The sequence below is a fragment of the Variovorax sp. J2P1-31 genome (assembly GCF_030317215.1).
In the GTDB taxonomy this organism is placed as follows: Bacteria; Pseudomonadota; Gammaproteobacteria; order Burkholderiales; family Burkholderiaceae_C; genus Variovorax.
In genome coordinates this window covers 588,266-613,523 of the sequence record NZ_JASZYA010000002.1, presented here as the reverse complement: position 1 = coordinate 613,523, position 25,258 = coordinate 588,266, and the positions used below count along the sequence as shown (strand labels likewise).

The 25,258-nt window shown below is 67.1% G+C and carries 26 protein-coding genes and 2 tRNA genes; 12 read left to right on the top strand and 16 right to left on the bottom strand.

What is annotated here, in order from left to right; genetic code table 11:
• Positions 1 to 9 precede the first annotated feature (9 nt).
• Positions 10 to 1,311, top strand: a complete 1,302-nt coding sequence (gene paeA, locus QTI20_RS14010) for a polyamine export protein PaeA (protein ID WP_286551675.1) — start codon at positions 10 to 12, stop codon at positions 1,309 to 1,311.
• Here the strand turns inward: paeA and QTI20_RS14005 are convergent.
• Both QTI20_RS14005 and QTI20_RS14000 read right to left on the bottom strand, forming a co-directional pair.
• A complete protein-coding gene (locus QTI20_RS14005; RefSeq protein ID WP_286551674.1) occupies positions 1,308 to 1,952 on the bottom strand; it encodes a lytic transglycosylase domain-containing protein in 645 nt (214 codons plus the stop codon). The two genes, paeA and QTI20_RS14005, sit on opposite strands and share 4 nt — an antisense overlap.
• Entirely contained in the window at positions 1,949 to 3,694 is a 1,746-nt protein-coding gene (locus QTI20_RS14000; protein WP_286551672.1) for a proline--tRNA ligase, read from the bottom strand. The genes QTI20_RS14005 and QTI20_RS14000 overlap by 4 nt, the downstream gene beginning before the upstream one ends.
• 114 nt (positions 3,695 to 3,808) lie before the next feature.
• Between QTI20_RS14000 and QTI20_RS13995 the strand changes: the two genes are divergently transcribed.
• On the top strand, positions 3,809 to 4,465 hold the full coding sequence (locus tag QTI20_RS13995; RefSeq protein WP_286551669.1) for an RNA pyrophosphohydrolase: 657 nt from the start codon (positions 3,809 to 3,811) through the stop codon (positions 4,463 to 4,465).
• Positions 4,452 to 4,952 (top strand): CNP1-like family protein, encoded by a 501-nt coding sequence (locus QTI20_RS13990; protein ID WP_286551668.1) that lies wholly within the window; start codon positions 4,452 to 4,454, stop codon positions 4,950 to 4,952. Before QTI20_RS13995 ends, QTI20_RS13990 begins: the two co-directional genes overlap by 14 nt.
• A gap of 20 nt (positions 4,953 to 4,972) precedes the next feature.
• Here the strand turns inward: QTI20_RS13990 and proB are convergent, their stop codons facing one another.
• The 4 genes from proB to rplU all read right to left on the bottom strand — a co-directional run bounded on the left by proB (position 4,973) and on the right by rplU (position 7,943).
• Positions 4,973 to 6,112, bottom strand: coding sequence for a glutamate 5-kinase (gene proB, locus QTI20_RS13985; RefSeq protein ID WP_286551667.1), 1,140 nt, complete (start codon positions 6,110 to 6,112; stop codon positions 4,973 to 4,975).
• 67 nt (positions 6,113 to 6,179) lie between these two features.
• On the bottom strand, positions 6,180 to 7,235 hold the full coding sequence (cgtA, locus tag QTI20_RS13980; RefSeq protein WP_286551666.1) for an Obg family GTPase CgtA: 1,056 nt from the start codon (positions 7,233 to 7,235) through the stop codon (positions 6,180 to 6,182).
• A 123-nt stretch (positions 7,236 to 7,358) separates the two neighbouring features.
• Positions 7,359 to 7,619, bottom strand: a complete 261-nt coding sequence (rpmA, locus tag QTI20_RS13975; protein ID WP_140839925.1) for a 50S ribosomal protein L27 — start codon at positions 7,617 to 7,619, stop codon at positions 7,359 to 7,361.
• 12 nt (positions 7,620 to 7,631) lie between these two features.
• A complete protein-coding gene (rplU, locus tag QTI20_RS13970) occupies positions 7,632 to 7,943 on the bottom strand; it encodes a 50S ribosomal protein L21 (RefSeq protein ID WP_183025021.1) in 312 nt (103 codons plus the stop codon).
• A 184-nt stretch (positions 7,944 to 8,127) separates the two neighbouring features.
• Here rplU and QTI20_RS13965 point away from each other — a divergent pair, with 184 nt between their 5' ends.
• The 8 genes from QTI20_RS13965 to QTI20_RS13930 all read left to right on the top strand — a co-directional run bounded on the left by QTI20_RS13965 (position 8,128) and on the right by QTI20_RS13930 (position 14,887).
• Positions 8,128 to 9,120, top strand: a complete 993-nt coding sequence (locus tag QTI20_RS13965) for a polyprenyl synthetase family protein (protein ID WP_286553403.1) — start codon at positions 8,128 to 8,130, stop codon at positions 9,118 to 9,120.
• Between the two features lie 53 nt (positions 9,121 to 9,173).
• Positions 9,174 to 9,250 (top strand) — tRNA-Pro (locus QTI20_RS13960).
• A gap of 116 nt (positions 9,251 to 9,366) precedes the next feature.
• Positions 9,367 to 11,100, top strand: a complete 1,734-nt coding sequence (gene pilB / locus QTI20_RS13955) for a type IV-A pilus assembly ATPase PilB (protein ID WP_286551664.1) — start codon at positions 9,367 to 9,369, stop codon at positions 11,098 to 11,100.
• Positions 11,101 to 11,123: 23 nt separating this feature from the next.
• Positions 11,124 to 12,347 (top strand): type II secretion system F family protein, encoded by a 1,224-nt coding sequence (locus QTI20_RS13950; RefSeq protein WP_183025019.1) that lies wholly within the window; start codon positions 11,124 to 11,126, stop codon positions 12,345 to 12,347.
• Positions 12,347 to 13,195 (top strand): prepilin peptidase, encoded by an 849-nt coding sequence (locus QTI20_RS13945; protein WP_286551655.1) that lies wholly within the window; start codon positions 12,347 to 12,349, stop codon positions 13,193 to 13,195. Before QTI20_RS13950 ends, QTI20_RS13945 begins: the two co-directional genes overlap by 1 nt.
• A 4-nt stretch (positions 13,196 to 13,199) precedes the next feature.
• Positions 13,200 to 13,790 (top strand): dephospho-CoA kinase, encoded by a 591-nt coding sequence (coaE, locus tag QTI20_RS13940; protein ID WP_286551653.1) that lies wholly within the window; start codon positions 13,200 to 13,202, stop codon positions 13,788 to 13,790.
• A gap of 67 nt (positions 13,791 to 13,857) precedes the next feature.
• Positions 13,858 to 14,613 (top strand): cell division protein ZapD, encoded by a 756-nt coding sequence (gene zapD / locus QTI20_RS13935; RefSeq protein WP_286551652.1) that lies wholly within the window; start codon positions 13,858 to 13,860, stop codon positions 14,611 to 14,613.
• A gap of 61 nt (positions 14,614 to 14,674) precedes the next feature.
• The gene (locus QTI20_RS13930) at positions 14,675 to 14,887 is read left to right on the top strand and encodes a DNA gyrase inhibitor YacG (protein ID WP_183025015.1); all 213 of its coding nucleotides are present in this window, start codon (positions 14,675 to 14,677) and stop codon (positions 14,885 to 14,887) included.
• A gap of 13 nt (positions 14,888 to 14,900) precedes the next feature.
• Here the strand turns inward: QTI20_RS13930 and QTI20_RS13925 are convergent, their stop codons facing one another.
• The 4 genes from QTI20_RS13925 to secA all read right to left on the bottom strand — a co-directional run bounded on the left by QTI20_RS13925 (position 14,901) and on the right by secA (position 20,292).
• Complete coding sequence (locus QTI20_RS13925) at positions 14,901 to 15,305, bottom strand: NUDIX domain-containing protein (protein ID WP_183025014.1); 405 nt, start codon at positions 15,303 to 15,305, stop codon at positions 14,901 to 14,903.
• Positions 15,302 to 16,171 carry an ATP-binding protein gene (locus QTI20_RS13920; protein ID WP_183025013.1) on the bottom strand — a complete coding sequence of 290 codons (870 nt, stop codon included), beginning with the start codon at positions 16,169 to 16,171 and terminating at the stop codon, positions 15,302 to 15,304. The genes QTI20_RS13925 and QTI20_RS13920 overlap by 4 nt, the downstream gene beginning before the upstream one ends.
• Positions 16,172 to 16,233: 62 nt before the next feature.
• Positions 16,234 to 17,463: a bifunctional glutamate N-acetyltransferase/amino-acid acetyltransferase ArgJ gene (gene argJ, locus QTI20_RS13915; protein WP_286551651.1), complete on the bottom strand. Its 1,230-nt coding sequence runs from the start codon at positions 17,461 to 17,463 to the stop codon at positions 16,234 to 16,236.
• Between the two features lie 36 nt (positions 17,464 to 17,499).
• The gene (gene secA / locus QTI20_RS13910; RefSeq protein WP_286551649.1) at positions 17,500 to 20,292 is read right to left on the bottom strand and encodes a preprotein translocase subunit SecA; all 2,793 of its coding nucleotides are present in this window, start codon (positions 20,290 to 20,292) and stop codon (positions 17,500 to 17,502) included.
• 166 nt (positions 20,293 to 20,458) lie between these two features.
• Here secA and QTI20_RS13905 point away from each other — a divergent pair, with 166 nt between their 5' ends.
• Positions 20,459 to 20,764 carry a methionine synthase family protein gene (locus QTI20_RS13905; RefSeq protein WP_286553402.1) on the top strand — a complete coding sequence of 102 codons (306 nt, stop codon included), beginning with the start codon at positions 20,459 to 20,461 and terminating at the stop codon, positions 20,762 to 20,764.
• Positions 20,765 to 20,849: 85 nt separating this feature from the next.
• Here QTI20_RS13905 and QTI20_RS13900 read toward each other — a convergent pair.
• The 6 genes from QTI20_RS13900 to petA form a co-directional block, all read right to left on the bottom strand.
• Positions 20,850 to 20,925: transfer RNA gene (locus QTI20_RS13900), tRNA-Thr, on the bottom strand.
• 31 nt (positions 20,926 to 20,956) lie between these two features.
• A complete protein-coding gene (locus QTI20_RS13895; RefSeq protein ID WP_286551648.1) occupies positions 20,957 to 21,514 on the bottom strand; it encodes a ClpXP protease specificity-enhancing factor in 558 nt (185 codons plus the stop codon).
• 158 nt (positions 21,515 to 21,672) lie between these two features.
• The gene (locus QTI20_RS13890) at positions 21,673 to 22,284 is read right to left on the bottom strand and encodes a glutathione S-transferase N-terminal domain-containing protein (protein ID WP_183025009.1); all 612 of its coding nucleotides are present in this window, start codon (positions 22,282 to 22,284) and stop codon (positions 21,673 to 21,675) included.
• Between the two features lie 98 nt (positions 22,285 to 22,382).
• Positions 22,383 to 23,138, bottom strand: coding sequence for a cytochrome c1 (locus tag QTI20_RS13885; protein ID WP_286551646.1), 756 nt, complete (start codon positions 23,136 to 23,138; stop codon positions 22,383 to 22,385).
• Positions 23,139 to 23,153: 15 nt separating this feature from the next.
• Positions 23,154 to 24,554, bottom strand: a complete 1,401-nt coding sequence (locus QTI20_RS13880; protein ID WP_286551645.1) for a cytochrome b — start codon at positions 24,552 to 24,554, stop codon at positions 23,154 to 23,156.
• A gap of 14 nt (positions 24,555 to 24,568) precedes the next feature.
• Positions 24,569 to 25,183 (bottom strand): ubiquinol-cytochrome c reductase iron-sulfur subunit, encoded by a 615-nt coding sequence (gene petA, locus QTI20_RS13875; RefSeq protein ID WP_183025006.1) that lies wholly within the window; start codon positions 25,181 to 25,183, stop codon positions 24,569 to 24,571.
• Positions 25,184 to 25,258 lie beyond the last annotated feature (75 nt).

The following is a 25,258-nucleotide window of genomic DNA, read 5'->3' as shown; positions in this document are numbered from 1 at the left end:
GAGACCCCCATGACACTGACCCAAAGCCTGCTTCTCATCCTCGGGCTCATCGCGGCGAGCGCCTTCTTCTCGCTGGCCGAGATCACGCTCGCCGCCTCCCGCCGCCTTCGCCTGCGCCAGATGGCCGACGACGGCGACGCACGCGCCGACCGCGTGCTGCGCATCCAGGAACAGCCCGGGCCCTACTTCACGGTGGTCCAGATCGGCCTCAACGCGGTGGCGATCCTGGGCGGCGTGGTGGGCGAAGGCGCCTTCTCCCCCTTCTTCGCCGACCTGCTCGGCCGCTGGCTCAGCGCCGAAGCGGCCCAGGGCTGGGCCTTCGCGGCCTCGTTCTCGATCGTGATCGCGCTGTTCCTGGTCTTCGCCGACCTGTTCCCCAAGCGCCTGGGCATGAACGACCCCGAACAGCTGGCGGTACGCATGGTCGGCCCGATGAACGTGCTGATCACCACCTTCAAGCCGCTGGTGTGGTTCTTCACGCGCTGCACCGACCTGCTGTTCAAGCTCCTGGGCGTGCCGCTGCAGCGCGTCGACCAGATCACCTCGGCCGACATCCTGGCCATGACCGAGGCCGGCGCCCGCGCGGGCGTGCTGGCCGCGCGCGAGCAGCAGGTGATCGCCAACGTGTTCGAGCTCGACACCCGGCTGGTCGGCAGCGTGATGACCTCGCGCGACCGCATCGCCTGGTTCCAGAAGGACGACCCCGAGTCGGTGCTGCGCGCGCGCATCGTGGCCGAGCCCTTCTCCGCCTACCCGGTGTGCGACGGCGACATCGACCATGTGCTGGGCTATGTCGATGCCAAGGACATGTTCCAGCGCGTGCTGAGCGGCCAGCCGCTGGCGCTCGACCAGGGCGTGCCGCTGCACAAGGCGCTGGTGGTGCCCGACCGGCTCTCGCTGACCGAGGTGCTGGAGCAGTTCCGCCAGGCCCATGAGGACTTCGCGATCATCGTCAACGAGTACAGCCTGGTGGTGGGCGTGATCACGCTCAACGACGTGATGAGCACGGTGATGGGCGACCTGGTCGGCCCGCAGGAGGACGAAGAGCAGCAGATCGTGCGCCGCGACGAGAACTCCTGGCTGATCGACGGCGTGACGCCCGTGCAGGACGTGCAGCGCGCGCTCGACATCGACGTGCTGCCGCATGCCGACGAGTACGAGACGCTGGCCGGCTTCCTGATGGTGATGCTGCGCCGCGTGCCCAAGCGCACCGACAGCGTGGTCTGGGCCGGCTACACCTTCGAGGTGATGGACGTCGACAGCTACCGCATCGACCAGGTGATGGTGACGCGGGCCGCGCCGAAGACCTAATCGGCCGCGCGGTCCTTGAAGGTCCAGAGCCGCTGGTTGGCGAACACCGCGTCGGGGTACGGCGCGCGCCCGCGGCTGCCGTTGTAGCGGCCCAGCGTGAGGAACAGGTCGCCGCGCTCGCGGTCCAGGTAGTGGCGCAGGATCACGCAGCCGAAGCGCAGGTTGGTCTGCATGTGGAACAGCTTGGCCGGGTCGGCGTCGCCGATCACGCGGGTCCAGAAGGGCATGACCTGCATGTAGCCGCGCGCCCCGGCGCTCGAGACGGCGAACTTGCGGAAGTTGCTCTCGACCTGGATCAGGCCCAGTACCAGGCTCACGTCCAGCCCGGCGCGCTTGCTCTCGTACCAGGCGGTCTGCAGGAATTCCTTGCGCGAGGGCCAGTCGGCGATCTTCTTCTTGAGCCGCTCGCTCATGTCGCCGAGCCAGCGCAGGTAGGCCATGCGCGCCTCGGTGCTCGCGAACTCGGGGATCGGCGGCGCCTTGTTGTGGATGGCCGAACTCAGCGCGGTGCGCACCGAGTCGATCAGCGGCTCCTCGATCTGCGCGCCGGCCGAGGCGAGGCGCGGGCAGGCCAGCGCCAGCGCACCGGCCGCCGCGCCGCCGAGCAGCTGTCGGCGGGACGTGGCCGGCGCCAGGTTCATGCGGCCAGGCGGGACTGCAGGAAGCTCAGGGCCGCCGCGGCGGGCACCTTGGTCGCGGCGGTGTCGCGCCGGTGCTGGTACTCCAGCTCGCCTTCCTTGAGCCCGCGGTCCGAGATCACGATGCGGTGCGGCACGCCGATCAGTTCCCAGTCGGCGAACATCGCGCCCGGGCGCTCGCCGCGGTCGTCCAGCAGCACGTCGACGCCGGCCGCCAGCAGCTGCTCGTAGAGCGCATGGGCGGCGGTCTTGACCTCGGCGCTGCGGTCCATGCCGATCGGGCAGACCACCACGGTGAAGGGCGCGAGGGCGTCGGGCCAGATGATGCCGCGCTCGTCGTGGTTCTGCTCGATGGCCGCGGCCGGCAGCCGCGTGATGCCGATGCCGTAGCAGCCCATCTCGAGGAACTGCGGCTTGCCGCCTTCGTCGAGGAAGGTGGCGTTCATGTCCTTGCTGTACTTGGTGCCCAGCACGAACACATGGCCCACCTCGATGCCGCGCTCGATGGCCAGCACGCCCTTGCCGTCGGGCGAGGGGTCGCCCGCGAGCACGTTGCGCAGGTCGGCCACGATCTCGGGCTCGGGCAGGTCACGGCCCCAGTTGACGCCGGTCATGTGGAAATCGACCTCGTTGGCGCCGGTGATCCAGTCGGCCAGCACCGCGGCTTCGCGGTCGGCCACCAGCTTCACGGGCTTCTTGAGGTTCAGCGGCCCGAGGTAGCCGGGCTTGCAGCCGAAGTGCTCGTCGATCTCGGCCAGGGTCGCGAAGCGGAAGCCCTTGTCCAGGCCGGGCACCTTGCCGACCTTGATCTCGTTCATGTCGTGGTCGCCGCGCAGCAGCAGCAGCCAGACCTGCGAACCCTTGAGGTTGCCGGCCTCGTCGAGGATGTCGGTGCTCAGCACCAGCGACTTGATGGTCGTGGCGAGCGGCACGCCCAGCAGCTCGGCCACGTCGGCGCAGGTGCTCTTGCCGGGCGTGGGCGTCTTCTCGAGCGCCTTGGCGGCCGCGGGGCGCGGGCCGGCCGGCGCCAGGGCTTCGGCCTTTTCCATGTTGGCGGCGTAGCTGCTGTCGGGGCAGTAGACGATGGCGTCTTCGCCGGTGGCGGCGATCACCTGGAATTCCTCGCTCAGGTCGCCGCCGATGGCGCCGCTGTCGGCCGCCACGGCGCGGTAGCGCAGGCCGAAGCGGTCGAAGATGTTGCGGTAGGCCTGCGCCATGACCTGGTAGCTGGCCTTGGCGGCGTCGAGGTCGCGGTCGAAGCTGTAGGCGTCCTTCATGATGAATTCGCGCCCGCGCATCAGGCCGAAGCGCGGACGGCGCTCGTCACGGAACTTGGTCTGGATCTGGTAGAAATTCTTCGGCAGCTGCTTGTAGCTGCGGATTTCCTGGCGCGCGATGTCGGTGACCACTTCCTCGCTGGTGGGCTGGATCACGAAGTCGCGGTCGTGGCGGTCCTTGATGCGCAGCAGCTCGGGGCCCATCTTCTCGAAACGGCCGGTCTCCTGCCAGAACTCGGCCGGCTGCACCACCGGCATCGCCAGCTCGACGGCGCCGGCGCGGTTCATTTCCTCGCGCACGATGGCCTCGACCTTGCGGATCACGCGCAGCCCCATGGGCATGTAGGTGTAGATGCCCGTGCCGAGCTTCTTGATCATGCCGGCACGCATCATGAGCCGGTGGCTCGCGACTTCGGCGTCAGCGGGCGCTTCCTTCAGGGTGGAGACAAAGAAACGGGAAGCTTTCATCGGTCGTTCGCGCGCTCGGGAAGGGGGTTTGGGCCGCAGGGCCGGGGAACTGGTCGCTTGCCGAGTGCAACCCGGCAGGCATAATCAACGCAGTTCAAAAATTGGGGTTTGATTATGCTCGACCGGGACGGCTTCAGGCCCAACGTCGGCATCATCCTGCTCAACCAGAGAAACGAGGTTTTCTGGGGCAAACGCATCCGCACGCACTCCTGGCAGTTCCCGCAAGGCGGCATCGATCGTGGCGAAAGCCCCGAGCAGGCCATGTTCCGGGAATTGCATGAAGAGGTAGGGCTCCAGCCGGAGCATGTGAGGATCGTCGCCCGTACCCGTGACTGGTTGCGCTACGAGGTGCCGGATCGGTTCATCCGCCGTGACGCACGGGGCCATTACAAAGGCCAGAAGCAGATCTGGTATCTGCTGCAGTTGGTCGGGCACGACTGGGACCTCAACCTGCGTGCCACCGACCATCCGGAGTTCGATGCCTGGCGTTGGCACGACTACTGGGTCCCCCTCGACGTCGTCGTGGAGTTCAAGCGCGGCGTCTATGAAATGGCGCTGACCGAACTCGCACGCTACCTGCCCCGCCAGGATTTCCGCAACCGCTTCCTGCGCAGCAACGTGCGCGCCCGTGAATTCGAGCGCCCGTCGTCTGGTGCAGGCCAAGACCCTCCGTTCGACCTGCCCCCGGGCGCCACCTTCGACCCGGACCCCAATGCCACGCCTGCCAACGACCACCCTGCCCCGCGCAACCCCTTCCATGTCCCGCGCTAGCCGCGCCCTGCTGCTGGCCTGCCTGCTCGGCGGCGCGGGCGGTGGCGCCATCGGCCAGATCTTCCAGGGTCCCGACTGGAAGGAGAGCGACACCCCGCCGCCACCGGCCTTCGACCTGCACCGCCTGGTGCCCTTCGAAGTGCCCGCCTACATGACGCTCAAGTTCGGCGTCGACCCCGCCACCATCACGATCACCGGCGACGGCCTGGTGCGCTACGTCGCGGTGGGCACTAGCAAGTCGGGCAACGCGGTCAATGCCTTCTACGAGGGCGTGCGCTGCGCGACCGGCGAGGTGAAGAGCTATGCGCGCTCGAGCGGCGGCGCCTGGGAACTGGTCGCCAATCCGGAATGGAAGCCGATGGCGCTGGTGAACTCCAACTACACCCACGCGCTCGCGACCCAGGGCCTGTGCCGCAGCGGCGCGCCGCGCGCCAGCGTCGGCGAGATGATCCGCCGGCTCAAGAATCCGGTGCAGGAACTCGAGTAAGCCCTCGCGCCCGGCGCGCGTCAGCGGCCCATGAGCACCATGTTGTCGCGGTGCACCATCTCGGGCTCGGCCGCATAGCCCAGCAGGCGCTCGAACTCGGCCGAGGGCTTGCGGCACAGCGTGCGCGCCTCGGCGCTCGAATAGTTGGCCAGGCCGCGGGCGACCACCAGCCCCTGCGGATCGCGCACCGCGATCACGTCGCCGCGCGAGAACTCGCCCTCCACGCCCGTCATGCCGATCGGCAGCAGGCTCTTGCCTTCGTCGCGCAGCTTGGCGGCCGCGCCTGCGTCCACGGTGACGGCGCCGCGCAGCTGCAGATGGTCGGCCATCCAGCGCTTGCGCGCCTGGTGCTTGGCGGTCTGCGCGACCAGCAGGGTGCCGATCGCCTCGCCGCGCGCCAGGCGCAGCAGCGCATCGGGCTCGCGGCCCCAGGCGATCACGGTCGAGGCACCCGAACCGGCGGCCCGCTTGGCCGCCAGGATCTTGGTGATCATGCCGCCGCTGCCGATGGCCGAGCCCACGCCGCCGGCCATGGCCTCGAGCGCCAGGTCGCCGGCCAGGCCCTCGTGCACGAAGGTGGCGTCGGGGTTCTTGCGCGGGTCGGCGGTGTAGAGGCCCTTCTGGTCGGTGAGGATCACCAGCGCGTCGGCCTCGACCAGGTTGGCGACCAGCGCACCCAGCGTGTCGTTGTCGCCGAACTTGATCTCGTCGGTGACCACCGTGTCGTTCTCGTTGATCACCGGCACCACGCCCAGGCCCAGCAAGGTCAGCAGGGTCGAGCGCGCGTTCAGGTAGCGCTCGCGGTCGGCCAGGTCGGCGTGCGTGAGCAGCACCTGCGCGCTGCCGACGCCGTTCAGGCGCAGCTTGGTCTCGTAGATCTGCGCCAGGCCCATCTGGCCCACCGCGGCCGCGGCCTGCAGTTCGTTGATCTCGCGCGGGCGGGTGCGCCAGCCCAGGCGCTTCATGCCTTCGGCGATCGCGCCGCTGGAGACCATCACCACCTCGCGGCCGTCCTGCATCAGGCTGGCGAGCTGGCGGCACCATTCACCGATGGCCGCCTCGTCGAGCCCGCGGCCCTCGTTGGTGACCAGGCTCGAGCCCACCTTGACGACGATCCGGCGCGCATCGCGCAAGGCAGTGGAAGCGAAGGTGGAGCTCATGGTGCAGGCGAGGCGGAATCAGAAACTCGGACAACGAGGGGCGACCGCGGCCGCCCCGGGGAAACGCTCAGGCGAAGCGCGGATCGACGTCGACCGGCGGCTGCTCGGCCACCTGCTGCGCCTTGACGTGCTGGTAGATGGCTTTCACGAGCGGCTCGCAGCCGTCACGGGTGAGCGCAGAGATCTCGAACACCGGGCCCTTGAAACGCAGCCGCTTGACGAAGTCCTTGACGCGCGCCGCGCGCTCGTCGGACGCCACCATGTCGAGCTTGTTGAGCACCAGCCAGCGCGGCTTGTCGTAGAGGCCCGCATCGTACTTCTTGAGCTCGCCGACGATCGCCTTGGCCTGTGCCACGGGATCGACGCCTTCGTCGAAGGGCGCGAGGTCGACCACATGCAACAGCAGCCGGGTGCGCTGCAGGTGGCGCAGGAACAGGTGGCCCAGGCCGGCGCCTTCGGAGGCGCCTTCGATCAGGCCGGGCAGGTCGGCCACCACGAAGCTCTGCTCGGGGCCGACGCGCACCACGCCCAGGTTGGGGTGCAGCGTGGTGAAGGGATAGTCCGCGATGCGCGGGCGGGCATTGGAAATCGCGGAGATCAGCGTCGACTTGCCGGCGTTCGGCATGCCCAGCAGGCCCACGTCGGCCAGCACCTTGAGCTCGAGCTTGAGGCTCTTCTTGTCGCCCGGCCAGCCCGGCGTCTTCTGGCGCGGCGCGCGGTTGATCGCGCTCTTGAAGCGCATGTTGCCGAAGCCGCCGTCGCCGCCCTTGGCGATCGTGACCATCTCGCCCGGCACCAGCAGCTCGTACAGCACCTCGCCGGTCTCGGCGTCGGTGATGATGGTGCCGACCGGCATCTTCAGCACGATGTCGTCGCCGGCCGCGCCGAACATGTCGGAGCCCATGCCGTGCTGGCCGCGCTTGGCCTCGTGGCGGCGCGAATAGCGGAAGTCGACCAGCGTGTTGAGGTTGACGTCGGCCACGGCGAACACATGCCCGCCCCGTCCGCCGTCGCCGCCGTTGGGGCCGCCGAATTCCTTGTACTTCTCATGACGGAACGACACGCAGCCGTTGCCGCCATCGCCAGCGGCGATGTCGATGAAGGCTTCGTCGACGAACTTCATGGGATGTCCAGTTTACAAATGAAAAGCCCGGCTGGCGACGGTGCGCAGTGGCTGCGGCCAGCGGACGAAAAAATGAAGAAGCCCCGACAAGCGGGGCTTCGGGCCGATCGGGACGACGGTTGCTTAAGCAGCCGGCGTCACGTTGATCGTGTGCTTGTTCAGCGCGCCCTTGATGGCGAACGACACGTGGCCGTCGACCAGCGCGAACAGCGTGTGGTCCTTGCCCACGCCGACGTTGACGCCGGGGTGGAACTGGGTGCCGCGCTGACGCACGATGATCGAGCCTGCGCTGATCAGTTCACCGCCGAACGCTTTCACGCCCAGCATCTTGGGCTTGGAATCGCGCCCGTTTCGCGTGGAGCCGCCGCCTTTTTTCTGTGCCATGGTGCCTTCTCCTTAACCGGCGATCGCGCCGATTTGCAGTTCGGTGAACTGCTGGCGATGGCCTTGACGTTTCTGATAGTGCTTGCGACGGCGCATCTTGAAGATGTGCACTTTGTCGTGCTTGCCGTGCGAGAGCACAGTGACCGTGACGGATGCGCCGGACACCAGGGGCGTGCCGATCTTGATTTCTGCGCCGTTGCCGACTGCGAGAACCTGATCGATCACGATCTCCTGGCCTACGTCCGCAGCAATCTGTTCTACTTTAATTTTTTCGCCGGAAGCAACGCGATACTGCTTGCCGCCGGTTTTTATGACCGCGTACATGATGACCTCTTGATGAAGATGGCTCCGCGGCGAATTCCGCAGAGCCCAAGATTCTAGCACGGCCTCCTCCAGAGGGCCAGCGCGCCCCGGCAAGCCTTCCCGGCGCTCTCTATAATTTGGCTTCGCACCTGCGGCACGCGCCGCTCGTCCTTCACTTCAAGCAGCGCTCCGGCGCGTCATCGTGTTGCCCAGCCCCGCCGCAGACTCTTCCCCGACGACCTCCGTTCTGGCGCTGATCGCAGGCGACATGGTCGAAGTCGATCGCGTGATTGCACGCCGCCTCGATACCGGGGTGCCGCTGGTCAGCCACGTGTCGCAGTACATCATCTCCGCCGGCGGCAAGCGGCTGCGCCCGGCCCTGCTGCTGCTGATGGCCGGCGCGCTGGGCTACCGCGGCGAGCAGCGCTTCAACCTGGCGGCGGTGGTGGAGTTCATCCACACCGCGACCCTGCTGCACGACGACGTGGTCGACGAGTCCACGCTGCGGCGCGGCCGGCCGACCGCCAACGAATCCTTCGGCAACCCCGCCAGCGTGCTGGTCGGCGACTTCCTCTATTCGCGCGCCTTCCAGATGATGCTGGACGCCGACAACATGCGCGTGATGCAGATCCTGGCCGAGGCGACCAACATCATCGCCGAGGGCGAGGTGCTGCAGCTCATGAACATGCACGACGCCACGCTCGACGAGTCGGCCTACCTGCGCGTGATCCGCTCCAAGACCGCCAAGCTGTTCGAGGCCAGCACCCGACTGGCCGCGGTGCTGGCCGGCGCCGATGCCGCCACCGAGGAAGCCTGCGCCTCCTACGGCCAGGCGCTGGGCACCGCCTTCCAGGTCATCGACGACGTGCTGGACTACGAAGGCGATGCCAGCGAGACCGGCAAGAACGTCGGTGACGACCTGCGCGAAGGCAAGACCACGCTGCCGCTGATCCTCGCCATGCAACGCGCCGCGCCCGCGCAGAGCGCGCTGGTGCGCAACGCCATCGAGACCGGCGACACCACGCAGCTGCCCCACATCGTGGCCATCGTGCGCGAAACGGGTGCGCTCGAAGCCACCCGCGCGGCCGCCGCGGCCGAGGCGCAACGCGCAATCGATGCATTAAGTGGTTTTTCTGCGAATTCGCACGTCGAAGGTTTGCTACAATTAGCGGCTCAGTTGCTTGAGCGACGCGCCTAGACCCTCACGGAAGTGAGAACCCAGGACGACTTCTCATTTCTTGCAACCACCATCGGGGTGTAGCTTAGCCTGGTAGAGCGCTACGTTCGGGACGTAGAGGCCGGAGGTTCGAATCCTCTCACCCCGACCAGCCTTTTGAGGCTGTAATACACAATGCCGCGCCGTCATTCGACGGGCAGCCGTTTACAGTCCCAAGGCGATCAGCGATGATCGTGAAGCAATTTTTCACGCTTTTTACATCCGCTGATGGCCGCTGCAGATCCCATTGCCAAAGATAGCGCCTCCGTTGCCCTCCCGGGCCTCGCACGAGCGCTGATCTCCGCCGGCAAGCTGCCCGCCAGGACCGCCGAAGAAATCTACCAGCGCTCGCTCTCGGGGCGCTCCAGCTTCATCGCCGAGCTCACCGGCACCGGGGCCGTCTCCGCGGCCGATCTCGCACACACCTTGTCCAGCGCCTTCGGCGCCCCCCTGCTCGACCTCGACGCCATCGATCCGCAGCGCCTGCCCAAGGACCTGCTCGATGCGAAGCTGTGCCAGGCCTACCGGATCGTGGTGCTCAGCAAGCGCAACAACCGGCTGATCGTCGCCACGGCCGATCCCTCCGACCAGCAGGCCGTCGAGAAGATCAAGTTCGCCTCGCAGATGGGGGTCGACTGGGTCATCGCCGAGTACGACAAGCTATCGCGCATGGTCGAGCAGGCCGCGGTCACCGCGGCCGAGACCATCGACGGCATCGTCGGCGCCGAGTTCGAGTTCGACGAGGCCTCGATCGACTCGCCCAGCGAAAGCGCCGAACAGGCGGTGGCCGAGGTCGAGGACGCGCCGGTGGTGCGCTTCCTGCACAAGATGCTGCTCGACGCCTTCGCGATGCGCGCCTCGGACATCCACTTCGAGCCCTACGAGCACCAGTACCGCGTGCGCTTTCGCATCGACGGCGAACTGCGCGAGATCGCGAGCCCGCCGCCGGTCATCAAGGACAAGCTGGCTTCGCGCATCAAGGTGATCTCCAAGCTCGACATCTCGGAAAAACGGGTGCCGCAGGACGGCAAGATGAAGCTCAAGATCGGCCCCGACCGGGTGATCGATTTCCGCGTGAGCACGCTGCCGACGCTGTTCGGCGAGAAGATCGTGATCCGGATCCTGGACCCGAGCAGCGCCAAGCTAGGCATCGATGCGCTGGGCTACGACGCGGTCGAGAAGGAGCGCCTGCTGACCGCCATCGGCCGGCCCTACGGCATGGTGCTGGTCACCGGCCCCACGGGCTCGGGCAAGACGGTCTCGCTCTACACCTGCCTCAACCTGCTCAACAAGCCCGGCGTGAACATCGCGACCGCGGAAGACCCGTCGGAAATCAACCTGCCGGGCGTGAACCAGGTCAACGTCAACGAGAAGGCCGGCCTGACCTTCGCCGCCGCGCTGCGCGCCTTCCTGCGGCAGGATCCCGACATCATCATGGTCGGCGAGATCCGCGACCTGGAAACCGCCGACATCTCGATCAAGGCCGCCCAGACCGGCCACCTGGTGCTCTCGACGCTGCACACCAACGATGCCCCCACCACGCTGACGCGCATGCGCAACATGGGCATCGCGCCCTTCAACATCGCGTCGAGCGTGATCCTGATCACGGCCCAGCGCCTCGCGCGCCGGCTGTGCACCGTGTGCCGCGAACCGTCGGAGGTGCCGCGCGAGGCGCTGCTCGACGCTGGCTTCAAGGACGCCGACATCGACGGCAGCTGGAAGCCCTACCGCGCCGTCGGCTGTTCGGCCTGCAACGGTGGCTACAAGGGACGGGTGGGCATCTACCAGGTCATGCCGGTGTCCGAGGAGATCCAGAAGATCATCCTGCGCGACGGCAGTGCGATGGAGATCGCCAGGCAATCCGAGGCCGAGGGCGTGCGTTCGCTGCGCCAGTCGGGCCTGAAGAAGGTGATGCAGGGACTGACCTCGCTCGAGGAAGTGCTCGCGGTCACGAACGAATAGCATTGTTGAGAAGCGGAACCCCCATGGCAACGGCAACATCCACCCCACGCGGACACAAGGAATTCGTGTACGAATGGGAAGGCAAGGATCGCAACGGCAAGCAGGTGCGGGGCGAGCTGCGCGCGGCCGGCACCAACCAGGTCCAGGCCGCGCTGCGGCGCCAGGGCGTGCTGCTGACCAAGGTGAAGAAGCGGCGCATGCGCTCGGGCAAGGCCATCAAGCCCAAGGACATCGCGATCTTCACGCGCCAGCTGGCGACCATGATGAAGGCCGGCGTGCCGCTGCTGCAGGCCTTCGACATCGTCGGGCGCGGCAACGCGAACGCCAGCGTGGCCAAGCTGCTCAACGACATCCGCAGCGACGTCGAGACCGGCACCTCGCTGTCGGCCGCCTTCCGCAAGTTCCCCAAGTACTTCGACAACCTCTACTGCAACCTGGTCGAAGCCGGTGAAGCGGCGGGCATCCTGGAGGAACTGCTGGACCGGCTCGCCACCTACATGGAGAAGACCGAGGCCATCAAGTCGAAGATCAAGTCGGCGCTGATGTACCCGATGTCGGTGGTGGTGGTCGCGTTCGTCGTGGTGGCCATCATCATGATCTTCGTGATCCCGGCCTTCAAGGAAGTGTTCAGTTCCTTCGGCGCCGACCTGCCGGCCCCGACGCTGATCGTGATGGGCATCAGCGAGGTCTTCGTCGCCTACTGGTGGCTGATCTTCGGCGTGATCGGCGGCGGCATCTACTTCTTCCTGCAGGCCTGGAAGCGCAACGAGAAGGTGCAGCGCGTGATGGACCGGCTGCTGCTGCGCCTGCCGATCTTCGGCACGCTGATCGACAAGTCCTGCGTCGCGCGCTGGACCCGCACGCTGGCGACCATGTTCGCGGCCGGCGTGCCGCTGGTCGAGGCACTCGACTCGGTGGGCGGCGCCTCGGGCAATTCGGTGTACGCCGATGCCACGGTCAAGATCCAGCAGGAGGTCTCGACCGGCACCAGCCTGACGACCGCCATGACCAATGCCAACGTGTTCCCCTCGATGGTGCTGCAGATGGCCGCCATCGGCGAGGAGTCCGGCTCGATCGACCACATGCTCGGCAAGGCCGCCGACTTCTACGAGGCCGAGGTCGACGACATGGTCGCGGGCCTGTCCAGCCTGATGGAACCCATCATCATCGTGTTTCTCGGCACGATCATCGGCGGCATCGTGGTCTCGATGTACCTGCCCATCTTCAAATTGGGCCAGGTCGTCTGATGTTCGTTTCGCAAGGTGTGGACGCCGCGTTGGCCGGCGTGCTCGGGCTGCTGATCGGCAGTTTTCTCAACGTGGTGATCTACCGCCTGCCCAAGATGCTCGAGCGGCAGTGGGTCTCGGATTGCGCCGGCCTCGACGGCAGCGAACCGGGCGCGGGCGAGCCCTTCAACCTGATGGTGCCGCGTTCGCGCTGCCAGCAGTGCGGCCACGAGATCCGCTGGTACGAGAACGTGCCGCTGCTGAGCTACGTCCTGCTGCTGCGTGGGCGTTGCTCCTCCTGCAAGACGCCGATCGGGCTGCGCTATCCGCTGGTCGAGCTCGCGACCGGCCTGCTCTTCGCCTGGTGCGTCTGGCGCGCGCCCGGCCAATGGGCGGCGCTGGCCTGGTGCGGCTTCTCGGCCGCGCTGCTGGCACTGGCGCTGATCGACTGGGACACCACGCTGCTGCCCGACGACATCACCCTCCCCCTGCTGTGGGCCGGGCTGCTGGCCTCGTTGCTGGGGCTGACCGGCGTGGCCTTGAACGCCGCCGTGCTGGGTGCCGCCGCCGGCTACCTCTCGCTGTGGAGCGTCTACTGGCTGTTCAAGCTCGCCACCGGCAAGGAAGGCATGGGCTACGGCGATTTCAAGCTCTTCGCGGCCTTCGGCGCCTGGTTCGGCTGGCAGGCGCTGGTGCCGATCGTGCTCATGGCCTCGGTGATCGGCGTGATCGTCGGCCTGGCGCTCAAGTTCAACAACGGGCTGCGCGAAGGCGGCTACGTGCCCTTCGGCCCCTTCCTCGCCGGCGCCGGCTTCACCGCCATGTTCTTCGGCCCCGACGCGATCCTGCGCGCGGTCGGCCTGGGTTGAGGCCATGCGCATCGGCCTGACCGGCGGCATCGGCAGCGGCAAGAGCACGGTCGCGGCCCTGCTGGTGCAGTGCGGCGCGGTGCTCGTCGACACCGATGCCATCGCGCGCGCCATCGCCCAGCCCGGCGGTGCCGCCATGCCCGCGATCGAGGCCGCCTTCGGCCCCGGGGTGCTCGCTGCCGACGGCGGCCTGGACCGCGCCCGCATGCGCGCGATCGTGTTCAGCGACACCGGCGCCCGGAAGCGGCTCGAAGCGATCCTGCACCCGCTGATCGCCCTCGAGACCGAGCGCCAGGCCGTGGCCGCCGCCGGCGCGCCGATCGTCTTCGACGTGCCGCTGCTGGTCGAATCGAAGCGCTGGCGCGGCATCGTGGACCGGGTGCTGGTGGTCGACGCGCGCGAAGCCACGCAGCTGCAGCGCGTGGTGGCGCGTTCCGGCTGGACGCCCGAGGCGGTGCAGGCCGTGATCGCGCAACAGGCGCCGCGCAGCGCACGGCGGGCCGCGGCCGACGCGGTGATCCACAACGACGGGCTCGATCTGCAGCAGCTGGCGCGGGAAGTGCAGCAGCTGTGGGCGCGCTGGATCGCCAAATGAAGCAAGAGGACACATCCGGCATGCCATGCGGCGGCTATGATCCCTCGACAGGAAACGATACACCCGCGTGATTCTTTACGAGTACCCCTTCAACGAGCGCATCCGGACCTACCTCCGGCTGGAGCATCTGTTCCGCCGGCTGGGCGAGCTGGTCCCCTCGGACTCCGCCCTCTCCCATCACTACGCCCTCGTCACGATCTTCGAGATCATGGACGTGGCTGCGCGCGCCGACCTCAAGGCCGACGTGCTGCGTGACCTCGACAAGCACAAGAACGTCTTCAACAGCTACCGCGGCAATCCGGCGATCTCGGAAGCGGTGCTCGACCAGGTGGTCGGCCAGCTCGAACGCAACTTCGCCACGCTCCACACCCTGCCCGGCAAGGCCGGCCAGGCGCTGACCGAGAACGAGTGGCTGATGAGCATCCGCAGCCGCGCCGGCATTCCCGGCGGCACCTGCGAGTTCGACCTGCCGGCCTACCATGCCTGGCAGAACCGGCCGGCACCGCTGCGCCGCGCGGACCTGGAGCGCTGGTCGGCGACGCTGTCGCCGCTGGCCGAAGCGATCTACCTGCTGCTCAAGCTGCTGCGCGATGCCGATGTGCCCTACAAGGTCATGGCGGCCGGCGGCCAGTTCCAGCAGAATCTGCCGCAGGGCCGGAGTTTCCAGTTGCTGCGCCTGCGCATCGACCCGCGGCTGGGCGTGATCCCCGAGATCAGCGGCAACCGCCTGATGGTCTCGGTGCGACTCATGCGCCATGAAGCCGACGATCGCCTGCATCCCAGCACCCAGGACACCCCTTTCGAATTGACGCTCTGCGCGTGAGCCGCGCGCGGACGAACCGGCCTGGACGCCCTCCGCGGGCGCCAGGCGCAGGAGAAACACGATGAGCACCCGAAGCACGCCCACCGGCGAACGCATCGTCCGCTGCCCCGGCTGCGGCGAAGACAGCATCTACGGCCCCAGCAACGCCTACCGCCCCTTCTGCAGCGCGCGCTGCAAGGGCGTGGACCTGGGCGCCTGGGCCAGCGAGGAATTCCGCGTGCCGACCGAGGCCCCGCCGGACGAAGCCTCCTTCGGCGATCCGCGCCTGCAGTGAGCTCGGGTGCCGCCTAGGCGGCGCGCTCTTCGCTGAGCCACTGCAGCACCGGCAGCGCGCCCGGCAGCACCGGGCTCACGTCCAGCGGCAGCTGCTGCCAGCGCATGGCCTGGCCTTCGCGCATCTCGAAGTCGCCGGACCACGCGCGCACCTTGCACCAGTGCAGCCGCACCAGCGCATGCGGGTAGTCGTGCTCGGTGACCTTCCAGACCTCGGCGCCCGCGATGGTGATGCCGAGCTCTTCTTCCAGCTCGCGGCGCAGCGCCTCTTCGACCGTCTCGCCGGCTTCGATCTTGCCGCCCGGGAACTCCCAGTAGCCGGCGTAGGGCTTGCCTTCGGGGCGCGTCGACAGCAGCAGGGCCTCGTCGGCGCCGATCAGGATGCCGACCGCGACCTCGGTGTGCTTGCGCCCGGTCATGCTCTTCCCGCGTAGTCGCGCGCGAACTGGTAGGCCACGCGGCCGCTGCGCGAGCCGCGCTCCAGCGCCCAGACCAGCGCCTCGGGGCGTGCGGCCTCGATCGCCGCCGCGTCGACACCGAAGGACGACAGCCACTGCGCCGTGATCGCCAGGTATTCGCTCTGGCTGAAGGGGTAGAAGCTGACCCAGAGGCCGAAGCGCTCCGACAGCGAGATCTTCTCCTCGATCACCTCGCCGGGATGGACTTCGCCGTCCTCGGTGTGGGTGTAGCTCAGGTTGTCCTTCATGTACTCGGGCAGCAGATGGCGCCGGTTGCTGGTCGCGTAGATCAGCACGTTGGGCGTCGAGGCGGCCACCGAGCCGTCGAGGATGGACTTGAGCGCCTTGTAGCCGGGCTCGCCCTCGTCGAAGCTCAGGTCGTCGCTGAAGACGATGAACTTCTCGGGCCGGTTCGCCACCACCTCGACGATGTCGGGCAGGTCGGTCAGCTCGGCCTTGTCGACCTCGATCAGGCGCAGGCCCTGCGGTGCATAGGCCTGCAGGCAGGCGCGGATCAGCGAGGACTTGCCGGTGCCGCGGGCGCCGGTCAGCAGCACGTTGTTGGCCGGCTTGCCCTCGACGAACTGGCGCGTGTTGCGCTCGATCTTCTCCTTCTGGACGTCGATCTCCTTGAGCGCGTCGAGCGGCATCTTGGCCACATGGCGCACCGGCTCCAGCACGCCATGGCCCGTGCTGCGGCGGCGGTAGCGCCAGGCGATCGCGGCGTCCCAGTCGGCGGGCGCCTGCAGCGGCTGCGGGAGGATCGATTCGATGCGGGCGATCAGGTGCTCGGCGCGCTCGATCAGCTTGTCAAACTTGTCGTTCATGGTTCTGTCGGCAGAGGGGCAGGAAGACGGAGCGACGCGCCCCGCGCGCCGCCCACGGCGGATCAGGACCGGTAGTCGGCGTTGATCGAGACGTAGTCGTGGCTCAGGTCGCAGGTCCAGACCGTGTCGACGGCCGTGCCGCGGCCCAGGCCGATGCGCACCGTGATCTCGCTTTGCTTCATCACGCGCTGGCCGTCCTCTTCGCGGTAGGCCGGGTTGCGGCCGCCCTTGACCGCCACGTGCACCTCGTCGAGGTAGAGGTCGATGCCGGTCTGCTCGAGGTCGTCGATGCCCGCGTAGCCCACGGCCGCCAGGATGCGCCCGAGGTTCGGGTCGCTGGCGAAGAAGGCCGTCTTGACCAGCGGCGAGTGCGCCACGGCATAGGCCACCTGCCGGCATTCCGCGCTGTCGCGGCCGCCTTCGACGCGGATCTCGATGAACTTGGTCGCGCCCTCGCCGTCGCGCACGATGGCCTGGGCCAGCAGCCGCGCCACTTCCTGCATCGCGGCGAACAGCGCCCGGCCGTCGGCCGAGTCGAGCGAATCGATGCGCGCGTGCGCGGCCTTCTGCGTGGCGATCACGACGAAGGAATCGTTGGTCGAGGTGTCGCCGTCGATGGTCACGCGGTTGAAGGAGGCGTCGGCCAGGGCCTTGGCCAGCGGCTGGATCAGCGCCGGGTCGATCTGCGCGTCGGTCGCCATGAAGCCGAGCATGGTCGCCATGTTCGGCCGGATCATGCCCGCGCCCTTGCTGATGCCGGTCACGGTCACGGTCGCGCCGCCGATCTGCACCTGGCGGCTGAAGGCCTTGGGCACGGTGTCGGTGGTCATGATGCCTTCGGCCGCGCGCGCCCAATGGTCGGGCGAGGCGTCGGCGATCGCGGCGGGCAGGCCGGCCTCGATGCGGTCGACCGGCAGCGGCTCCATGATCACGCCGGTCGAGAAGGGCAGGATCTGCTCGGGGGCGATGTTCAGTTCGCGGGCCAGCGCCACGCAGCTCTGGTGCGTGCGCGCCAGGCCGTCCTGGCCGGTGCCGGCGTTGGCGTTGCCGGTGTTGATCAGCATCGCGCGGATGCCATAGTTCTTCGCCAGGTGCTCGCGGCAGACCTGGACCGGCGCGGCGCAGAAGCGGTTCTGGGTGAACACGCCGGCCACGGCCGCGCCTTCGTCGATCAGCACGACCGTCAGGTCCTTGCGGTTCGCCTTGCGCACGCCGGCTTCGGCCACGCCGATGCGCACGCCAGGCACCGCATGCAGCATGGCCGGATTGGGAGGGGTGAGGTTCACGGGCATGGCATCGTCTTCAAAAAAGGGAACAACAGGAGCGGATCAGGTCAGCTTGCCGTGGCACTGCTTGAACTTCTTGCCGCTGCCACAGGGGCAGGGGTCGTTGCGGCCGACGCGCGCGAAGGCCGCGGCTTCGGCGCTCAGGCCCCCACCCGCTGCGGCCGCCGCGGCCGCACGGCGCGTGCTCTCCTCGTCGACCCGCACCTCGACCTCGCCCGTTTCGGTGGGCGCGGTGTAGGTGATGTTCGAGATCGCCTCGGCGCGGCTCTCCATCGTCTCTGCGGCCTCTTCGAGCTGTTCGCCCGACTGCACACGCACCGTCATCAGCTGGCGCGTGACGGCGTTCTTGACCGAGTCGAGCAGCTGGCCGAAGAGTTCGAAGGCTTCGCGCTTGTATTCCTGCTTGGGCTGCTTCTGCGCATAGCCGCGCAGGTGGATGCCCTGGCGCAGGTAGTCGAGCGAGGCCAGGTGTTCGCGCCAGTGGGTGTCGATGCTCTGCAGCAGCACCATGCGTTCGAACTGGGTGAAGTTCTCCTGGCCGATCAACGCCAGCTTGGCGTCGAAGGCGGCATTGGCGGCCGCGACCACCTTCTCGACGATGTCCTCGTCGGTGATGGCCGAAGCCGCCTCGACGTCGGCCTTCAGCGGGATCTCGAGCGCCCAGTCGTTGGCCAGCGTCTTCTCGAGCGCGCCCAGCGTCCATTGCTCCTCGACCGATTCGGCCGGCACGTGCTGGCGCGTGAGGTCGGTGAAGCAGCCTTCGCGCAGCGCCGTGATCTGCGCATTGAGGTCGGTGGCGTCCAGGATGTCGTTGCGCTGCTGGTAGATCACCTTGCGCTGGTCGTTCGACACGTCGTCGTACTCGAGCAGCTGCTTGCGCACGTCGAAGTTGCGCGCCTCGACCTTGCGCTGCGCGCTTTCGATGCTGCGCGTGACGATGCCGGCTTCGATCGCTTCGCCGTCGGGCATCTTGAGCCGGTCCATGATGGACTTCACGCGGTCGCCCGCGAAGATGCGCATCAGCGGGTCGTCCAGGCTCAGGTAGAAGCGCGAGGAGCCCGGGTCGCCCTGGCGGCCCGAGCGGCCGCGCAGCTGGTTGTCGATGCGGCGCGATTCGTGGCGTTCGGTGGCGATGATGCGCAGGCCGCCCAGGGCCTTCACGGCCTCGTGGTCACGAGCCCATTCGGCGCGCAGCGTGGCGATCTCGGCCTGCTTGCCGGCCTCGTCCAGGCCTTCGTCGGCCTCCACGGCCTCGATCATCTTCTCGACGTTGCCGCCCAGCACGATGTCGGTGCCGCGGCCCGCCATGTTGGTGGCGATGGTGATCATCTTGGCGCGACCGGCCTGCGCCACGATGTCGGCTTCACGGGCGTGCTGCTTGGCGTTGAGCACCTGGTGCGGCAGGCCGGCCTTGTTGAGCAGCTCGTCGATGATTTCCGAGTTCTCGATCGACGAGGTGCCGACCAGCACCGGCTGGCCGCGCTCGTAGCATTCGCGGATGTCCTGGATCGCCGCCTCGTACTTCTCGCGCGTGGTCTTGTAGACGCGGTCGAGCTGGTCCTCGCGCTTGCTGATGCGGTTGGGCGGGATGATCATGGTCTCCAGACCGTAGATCTCCTGGAACTCGTAGGCTTCGGTGTCGGCCGTGCCGGTCATGCCCGAGAGCTTGTTGTAGAGGCGGAAGTAGTTCTGGAAGGTGATCGAGGCCAGCGTCTGGTTCTCGGCCTGGATCTCCACGCCTTCCTTGGCTTCGACGGCCTGGTGCAGGCCGTCGCTCCAGCGGCGCCCGCTCATCAGGCGGCCGGTGAACTCGTCGACGATCACGACCTCGCCCTGCTGCACCACGTAGTGCTGGTCGCGGTGGTACAGATGCCGGGCGCGCAGCGCGGCATTCAGGTGGTGCATCAGCGTGATGTTGGCCGGGTCGTAGAGCGAGGCGCCTTCGGGCAGCAGCTTGAACTCCGACAGCACCTGTTCGGCCTTCTCGTGGCCGGCCTCGGTCAGGAAGACCTGGTGGGTCTTCTCGTCGACCGTGAAGTCGCCGGGCTTGGTCACGCCCTCGCCGGTGCGCGGGTCTTCCTCGCCCTCCTGCTTGACCAGCAGCGGCACCACCTTGTTGATCGCCAGGTAGGTGTCGGTGTGGTCCTCGGCCTGGCCGCTGATGATCAGCGGCGTGCGGGCCTCGTCGATCAGGATCGAGTCCACCTCGTCGACGATCGCGTAGTTGAGCTGGCGCTGCACGCGGTCCTGCGCCTCGTAGACCATGTTGTCGCGCAGGTAGTCGAAGCCGTACTCGTTGTTGGTGCCGTAGGTGATGTCGGCGGCGTAGGCGGCCTGCTTCTCCTCGCGCGGCATGTTGGGCAGGTTGATGCCCACGGTCAGGCCGAGGAAGTTGTAGAGCCGGGCCATCCATTGCGCGTCGCGGTTGGCCAGGTAGTCGTTCACCGTCACCACGTGCACGCCCTTGCCGGACAGCGCGTTCAGGTACACCGGCAGCGTCGCGGTCAGGGTCTTGCCCTCGCCGGTGCGCATCTCGGAGATCTTGCCGTTGTGCAGGGCCATGCCGCCGAGCAGCTGCACGTCGAAGTGCCGCATCTTCATCGCGCGCTTGGAGCCTTCGCGCACCGTGGCGAAGGCCTCGGGCAGCAGGTCGTCCAGCGACTCGCCCTTGGCGATGCGCTCCTTGAACTCCTGCGTCTTGGCGCGCAGCGCATCGTCGCTGAGCTTCTCGAACTGGGGCTCGAGGCCGTTGATGCGCTCGACGGTCTTGCGGTACTGCTTGAGCAACCGGTCGTTGCGACTGCCGAAGATTTGGGTCAGGAAGTTGGTGGCCATGTGTGAAGGATCGATCGGGCGCTCGAAGCTTCGGACGCTGCGACGAAATCCCTAAGATAGGGTGAATGCACTTGGGCACGCTTTGCCTGAAAGCAAGCGGTCCATCCCGGCGCCTGTGCCGGCAAACCGGGCATTTTAGCCACTAGGTCCACCCTCGCTCATGTCAATACACCGCCGCTTCAAGCCCCAGACCGTGTTGGAGGCCACCGATGCCTCGCCGACCCTGGCCGGATTGGTCGCGCGGGCCCGCGATGCGAGCGAACGCCTCAAGGCCGTCGAGACGCTGATTCCGGCCGAGATGCGGGCCGCGGTGAAGGCCGGCCCCGCCGAGGAGGACGTCTGGTGCCTGCTGGTGCAGGGCAGCGCCGCGGCGGCCAAGCTGCGCCAGCTGACGCCGGCGCTCGTGACCCGGCTCAATGCCAAGGGCTGGAACGTCTCGAGCATCCGGATCAAGGTCCAGGCCCGGCACTGAGCGCGGCGGGCCGGACAAGAAAAAACCCCTCGGGACGGATGTCCCCAGGGGTTTCGTTCGTTCCGGGATGGTCCCGGATTCAAAGTGGTGCCGCTTGTCGGAATCGAACTGACGACCTACCGCTTACAAGGCGGTTGCTCTACCAACTGAGCTAAAGCGGCGCGGACAGGATTCTACCGGCGCGGATGCGCCCTACTTGATGCGCTTGAGCGAAGGCTTGGCGCCACCGCCCGCGGGCGGCTTGGGCGGCTCCGGATCGGCCGGCGCATGGCCCGCGTCGGCGGACGATTCGTCCGAGCCTTCGACCGCGACCAGGTGCACCACCTTGCTCGCGTCACCCTCGTTGCCGCGCGACGCATCGCGCAGCGGCATGCGGGTCGGCGGCGCCGAGGGCTCGTCGCCCTCTTCGCCCGACGCGGAAGCCGGCGCGGGCGCGGGAAAGGCCATGCCCTGGCCGTTCTCGCGTGCGTAGATCGCGATCACGCGGCCGATCGGCACGACGATCTCGCGCGCGGTGCCCGCGAAGCGCGCCTTGAACTCGATGAAGTCGTTGCCCAGCTTGAGCGAACTGGTCGCGTCGAAGCTGACGTTGAGCACGATCTCGCCGTTCTTCACGTACTCGCGCGGCACCTGCACGGTGTCGTCGACCAGCACCGCCACATAGGGCGTGAACCCGTTGTCGGTGCACCATTCGTACAGGGCACGGATCAGGTACGGGCGGGTGGAAGTCGAATCGAGTGCGTTGATCATGTGAGTGGATAGGTGCGCCGCCAAACTGCAGCTCGGAAGCCCCCCGGGTATGGCGTGAGACACCGAGGAACCGGCTCTGCCGGGCCGCAGGTGTCGCCCCCCCCGGAAGGGGGAAGGCGCACGCGACACGAAGTGCGCGCAGCCCTCGGGGGCGAGTCTTACTTCCGCATGACCTTTTCGGACGGCGTCAGCGCTTCGATGTAGGCCGGGCGCGAGAAGATGCGTTCGGCGTACTTGAGCAGCGGGGCCGCGTTCTTGCTGAGGTCGATGCCGTAGTAGTCGAGGCGCCACAGCAGCGGTGCGATCGCCACGTCGAGCATCGAGAAGTTGTCGCCCAGCATGTACTTGTTCTTCAGGAACACCGGTGCGAGCTGGGTCAGGCGGTCACGGATGTGCGCACGCGCCTTCTCCAGTGCCTTGTCGTTGCCCTTGGCGGCGCGGTTCTCCAGCGCCGCCACGTGCACGAACAGCTCCTTCTCGAAGTTGAGCAGGAACAGGCGCACGCGCGCGCGGTCGACCGGGTCGCCGGGCATCAGCTGCGGATGCGGGAAGCGCTCGTCGATGTACTCGTTGATGATGTTCGACTCGTACAGGATCAGGTCGCGCTCGACCAGGATCGGGACCTGGCCGTAGGGGTTCATCACGCTGATGTCTTCGGGCTTGTTGTAGAGATCGACGTCGCGGATCTCGAAGTCCATCCCCTTCTCGAACAGCACGAAGCGGCAGCGGTGGGAAAAGGGGCAGGTCGTACCTGAATACAGAACCATCATGGCGAGAGACTCCTAAAAATCAAAAAGAGTGGGTCGCGTTGGCAACCCACTCTGCGGGACCGGCCGCCCTGCGGCGGCATCGATCGGCATTGGACGGCTTACTTGACGTCTTTCCAGTACGAGGCGTTGAGGCGCCAGACGAAGACCAGCGTCATCACGAGGAACAGCAGCACCCAGACACCGATGCGCACACGGGTGTTCTGGGCCGGTTCGGCCATCCATTGCAGGTAGTTGACGAGATCGCCCACGGCCTGGTCGTATTGCAGCGGGGTCAGCGTGCCCGGGCGGGTCTGTTCCCAGCCCTTGAAGACTTCGACCTCGTGGCCGTGCGACTCGATCTTGGTGTAGACCGGACGGCGGTCGCCCTGCAGTTCCCACAGCGCGTGCGGCATGCCGACGCTCGGGAACGCGAGGTTGTTCCAGCCCGTGGCCTTGGTGTCGTCGCGGTAGTAGGTGCGCAGGTAGGTGTAGAGGTAGTCGGCACCGGTGCCGCCATGGCCGGCGCGCGAGCGCGCCACCAGCGTCAGGTCGGGCGGGTTCGCGCCGAACCATTCCTTGGCCTGGTGCGGATCGATGTTCGCCTTCATGACTTCACCGACCTTGTCGGTGGTGAACAGCAGGTTGTCCTTGATCTGCTGCTCGGTGATGCCGATGTCCCGCAGGCGGTTGTAGCGCATGAACGCCGCCGAGTGGCAGCCCAGGCAGTAGTTGACGAACAGCTTGGCGCCGTTCTGCAGCGACGCCAGGTCGTTGGTCTTGTTGGGCGCCTTGTCCCAGGCGATACCGCCTTCGGCGGCCTGGGCACCCGTGACGATGCCGAGGGCGGCGATCAGCGTGAGGATCAGTTTCTTCATTCTTCTTCTCTTGGCTCAGTGCGCATGGAAGGTGACGCGGTCCGGCACCTGCTTGAACGTACCCACACGGCTCCACCACGGCATCAGCAGGAAGAAGCCGAAGTAGAACAGGCTGCCGACCTGCGACACGCGCTCGCCCAGCGGCGACGGCGGTTGCACGCCCAGGTAGCCGAGCACCAGGAAGTTGATCACGAACACGCCGTAGAGGTACTTGTTCCAGCTCGGGCGGTAGCGGATCGACTTGACCGGGCTGTTGTCCAGCCAGGGCAGGAAGAACAGGATGATGACGGCACCGCCCATCACGACCACGCCCCAGAACTTGGCGTCGATCGAGAGCATCAGCGCGGCCACGACGACTGCGGCGATCACGAACGCACCCTTGACGATGGCCGGCACGCGGGTCTTCCAGACGCCGAACACCGCGGCGCCCACGACGCAGGCGATCAGCGCATACATCATCTCGCTGGTGATGGCACGCAGCATCGAATAGAAGGGCGTGAAGTACCAGACCGGCGCGATGTGGTTGGGCGTCTTGAGCGAGTCGGCCGGGATGAAGTTGTTGTACTCCAGGAAGTAGCCGCCGGCTTCGGGCGCGAAGAAGATCACGGCCGAGAAGATCGTCAGGAAGATCACGACGCCGAAGATGTCGTGCACCGAGTAGTACGGGTGCGACGGGATGCCGTCGACCGGGTGGCCGTCGGGACCGAGGTTGGCCTTGATCTCGATGCCGTCGGGGTTGTTCGAGCCGACTTCGTGCAGCGCGATCAGGTGCGCCACGACCAGGCCCAGCAGCACCAGCGGCACGGCGATCACGTGGAAGCTGAAGAAGCGGTTCAGCGTGGCGTCGCTCACCACGTAGTCGCCGCGGATCAGCAGCGCGAGGTCAGGACCGACGAAGGGGATCGCGGCGAACAGGTTCACGATCACCTGGGCGCCCCAGTAGGACATCTGGCCCCAGGGCAGCAGGTAGCCCATGAAGGCCTCGGCCATCAGGCACAGGAAGATCGCGCAGCCGAAGATCCAGATCAGCTCGCGCGGCTTGCGGTAGCTGCCGTAGATCAGGCCGCGGAACATGTGCAGGTAGACCACCACGAAGAAGGCCGAGGCCCCCGTGGAGTGCATGTAGCGGATCAGCCAGCCCCAGGGCACGTCGCGCATGATGTACTCGACCGAGGCGAACGCGAGGTTGGCGTCGGGCTTGTAGTGCATCACCAGGAAGATGCCGGTCACGATCTGGATCACGAGGACCAGCATCGCGAGCGAGCCGAAGATGTACCACCAGTTGAAGTTCTTCGGTGCGTAGTACTTGCCCCACTGGTCGTTCCACAGCTTGGTCAGCGGGAAGCGGTTGTCGACCCAGTTCAGCAGCTTTTCGCCGGCCGGGGCATTGGGGGAGATTTCGTGGAATTCAGCCATATTCTTCTTCTGCCTCAGGCTTTCTTGTCTTCGCCGATCAGCAGGCGCGTGTCCGAGAGGTACATGTGCGGCGGGACCGGGAGGTTGTCGGGCGCGGGCTTGTTCTTGTAGACGCGGCCGGCCAGGTCGAAGGTCGAGCCGTGGCAGGGGCACAGGAAGCCGCCTTCCCAGTTGTCGGGCAGCGAAGGCTGCGGACCGGCCTGCAGCCGGTCGATGGGCGAGCAGCCCAGGTGCGTGCAGATGCCGACCACCACCAGCACTTCGGGCTTGATGGAGCGGCCTTCGTTGCGCGCGTACTCGGGCGTGAATTCGGCCGGGTTGCGGGCCGACTTCGGATCGGCCAGCTGGCTGTCGAGCTTGGGCAGCTCAGCGATCTGCTGCGGCGTGCGCTTGAGGATCCACACGGGCTTGCCGCGCCATTCGACGGTGATCTTCTCGCCGGGCTGCATCGCGCTGATGTCCACTTCGACCGGCGCACCGGCGGCCTTGGCGCGCTCGGAGGGCTGGAAGGTGCTGACGAAGGGGATGGCGGTTGCCACGCCACCCACTGCACCGGCGCAGGTCGATGCAATCAACCACGTCCTCTTGCTCTTGTCGATCCGGGGGGCGCCGACGGGGATGTCACTCATGGGGGTCCTCAATCTTCTCGCTGGGGGCTTGGGTCAACCCGCGATTGTAGCGGAGCGATACAGACAGATTCAACG

Bases quoted from the DNA above. Each gene is read 5' to 3' on its own strand.
- paeA (WP_286551675.1), top strand. From the start codon at position 10: ATGACACTGACCCAAAGCCTGCTTCTCATCCTCGGGCTCATCGCGGCG.
- QTI20_RS14005 (WP_286551674.1), bottom strand. From the start codon at position 1,952: ATGAACCTGGCGCCGGCCACGTCCCGCCGACAGCTGCTCGGCGGCGCG.
- QTI20_RS14000 (WP_286551672.1), bottom strand. From the start codon at position 3,694: ATGAAAGCTTCCCGTTTCTTTGTCTCCACCCTGAAGGAAGCGCCCGCT.
- QTI20_RS13995 (WP_286551669.1), top strand. From the start codon at position 3,809: ATGCTCGACCGGGACGGCTTCAGGCCCAACGTCGGCATCATCCTGCTC.
- QTI20_RS13990 (WP_286551668.1), top strand. From the start codon at position 4,452: ATGTCCCGCGCTAGCCGCGCCCTGCTGCTGGCCTGCCTGCTCGGCGGC.
- proB (WP_286551667.1), bottom strand. From the start codon at position 6,112: ATGAGCTCCACCTTCGCTTCCACTGCCTTGCGCGATGCGCGCCGGATC.
- cgtA (WP_286551666.1), bottom strand. From the start codon at position 7,235: ATGAAGTTCGTCGACGAAGCCTTCATCGACATCGCCGCTGGCGATGGC.
- rpmA (WP_140839925.1), bottom strand. From the start codon at position 7,619: ATGGCACAGAAAAAAGGCGGCGGCTCCACGCGAAACGGGCGCGATTCC.
- rplU (WP_183025021.1), bottom strand. From the start codon at position 7,943: ATGTACGCGGTCATAAAAACCGGCGGCAAGCAGTATCGCGTTGCTTCC.
- pilB (WP_286551664.1), top strand. From the start codon at position 9,367: ATGGCCGCTGCAGATCCCATTGCCAAAGATAGCGCCTCCGTTGCCCTC.
- QTI20_RS13950 (WP_183025019.1), top strand. From the start codon at position 11,124: ATGGCAACGGCAACATCCACCCCACGCGGACACAAGGAATTCGTGTAC.
- QTI20_RS13945 (WP_286551655.1), top strand. From the start codon at position 12,347: ATGTTCGTTTCGCAAGGTGTGGACGCCGCGTTGGCCGGCGTGCTCGGG.
- coaE (WP_286551653.1), top strand. From the start codon at position 13,200: ATGCGCATCGGCCTGACCGGCGGCATCGGCAGCGGCAAGAGCACGGTC.
- QTI20_RS13930 (WP_183025015.1), top strand. From the start codon at position 14,675: ATGAGCACCCGAAGCACGCCCACCGGCGAACGCATCGTCCGCTGCCCC.
- QTI20_RS13925 (WP_183025014.1), bottom strand. From the start codon at position 15,305: ATGACCGGGCGCAAGCACACCGAGGTCGCGGTCGGCATCCTGATCGGC.
- QTI20_RS13920 (WP_183025013.1), bottom strand. From the start codon at position 16,171: ATGAACGACAAGTTTGACAAGCTGATCGAGCGCGCCGAGCACCTGATC.
- argJ (WP_286551651.1), bottom strand. From the start codon at position 17,463: ATGCCCGTGAACCTCACCCCTCCCAATCCGGCCATGCTGCATGCGGTG.
- secA (WP_286551649.1), bottom strand. From the start codon at position 20,292: ATGGCCACCAACTTCCTGACCCAAATCTTCGGCAGTCGCAACGACCGG.
- QTI20_RS13895 (WP_286551648.1), bottom strand. From the start codon at position 21,514: ATGATCAACGCACTCGATTCGACTTCCACCCGCCCGTACCTGATCCGT.
- QTI20_RS13890 (WP_183025009.1), bottom strand. From the start codon at position 22,284: ATGATGGTTCTGTATTCAGGTACGACCTGCCCCTTTTCCCACCGCTGC.
- QTI20_RS13885 (WP_286551646.1), bottom strand. From the start codon at position 23,138: ATGAAGAAACTGATCCTCACGCTGATCGCCGCCCTCGGCATCGTCACG.
- QTI20_RS13880 (WP_286551645.1), bottom strand. From the start codon at position 24,554: ATGGCTGAATTCCACGAAATCTCCCCCAATGCCCCGGCCGGCGAAAAG.
- petA (WP_183025006.1), bottom strand. From the start codon at position 25,183: ATGAGTGACATCCCCGTCGGCGCCCCCCGGATCGACAAGAGCAAGAGG.